This window comes from Mycobacterium sp. E1747, assembly GCF_001667775.1.
Taxonomy (GTDB): domain Bacteria; phylum Actinomycetota; class Actinomycetes; order Mycobacteriales; family Mycobacteriaceae; genus Mycobacterium.
In genome coordinates this window covers 1-1,278 of the sequence record NZ_LZJI01000082.1, presented here as the reverse complement: position 1 = coordinate 1,278, position 1,278 = coordinate 1, and the positions used below count along the sequence as shown (strand labels likewise).

Here is a 1,278-nt window from a genome sequence, read left to right as displayed (position 1 = left end):
AGGATGTCGTCGAAGTCGCTCCAGCCGGCGCAGATCAGCGCCCGCTCGCCCAGTTGCGCGCAGGCCCCACTGATCATCTCCACCATGTCGGACGGAGAACGCACCGGCATGCTGCCGAAGCCGAAGAAAATCGGCGGTGTTCCCGCGGAGATCCACGACGAGACGTCAGCGTCGACGTTCGTCGGCAACTCCATCGTCAGCGCGCCGACGAACGGTCGCCGAGGTTGCCATTTCGCCCATTCCGCTGCCAGGCCGGGGAAGACCACCTCGTCATATGCCTGAATTTCCACTGATCCCCGCTCGGCAATTCGCCGCGGTGAGCCACATGTCGCCTTCGGTAGGCCCAGCGCGCTGCGCTGCGTATTCTCAACCCTTTTGATCGCGCGCCACAAGAGCCACTCGTAGACGATCATCGCGGCCCGACCCACGGGCGCGGGCAGGAAGGGCACGATCGCCCCGTTGGTCCGCCAGGGGAAGTGATGCAGCGTGGCCAGCGGAATCCCGCAGTATTCCGCGACGTTCGCGGCCGTGTCTTCATAATTCATGCCGGTGAGCAGCAGGGCGGCCCCGTCTGCCAAGGACGTCAGCGTCCTGCTGACCTCCGCTCGGCACAGGGTGAGGGGTTCCACGACTTCCCGCCACATCCGGTCGAGCTTCCGAACCTTCCAAGGGTTCTCGAACCAGTAAGTCCAGTAGTCGCGGTGCGGGTCGAGGACGGCCTTCAATTCCGGCCCATACGCGACGCCGGCCGGTCCGACCGACTCGACGAAGTCGACCATCTCGGGAGCGACAGCCATCGTCACGTCGTGTCCCCGCCGCACCAGCTCACGCCCGACAGTCAGGTAGGGTTCGACCTCGCCGCGCGTGCCCCAATTCGCCAGCACAAATTTCATCGCGGATCTTCACCCTTCCAGTTCCCCTGGCGCATGGTCGGATTTGGAGCGGCCGCGCAACGTCCCCGGTTCAGACGACCGCAGCATAACCGGATGCGCGCGGCTGTTCAGGCTCTTAGGAATACTCGCCGCTGGCCACCTGCGGCCTTCATGTCTAGGCTCTCGCACTACCGCAAATGGTAGGAAGGGACAAGGTGACTGACCGTGATGCGGCGTGCGGCTACGTCGAACCGCCCGCACTGAGATTTGTGCTGGCAAGCTACGGAACTCGAGGTGATGTCGAGCCGTCGGTTGTGGTCGGGTCCGAACTGCAGCGGCGAGGGCACCACGTGCGTATCGCGGTCCCGCCCGACTTGATTGGCTTCGCCGAATCGGCTGGGCTCAC

2 protein-coding genes are annotated in these 1,278 nt (G+C 64.6%); one reads left to right on the top strand and one right to left on the bottom strand.

The window, feature by feature from the left end:
* On the bottom strand, positions 1 to 893 hold an 893-nt coding region (locus tag A5695_RS08535; RefSeq protein WP_068079955.1), incomplete at its 3' end, for a glycosyltransferase.
* A 239-nt stretch (positions 894 to 1,132) separates the two neighbouring features.
* Here A5695_RS08535 and A5695_RS27395 point away from each other — a divergent pair.
* Positions 1,133 to 1,278: glycosyltransferase (locus tag A5695_RS27395; RefSeq protein ID WP_197515403.1), on the top strand; the 146-nt coding region annotated here is incomplete at its 3' end.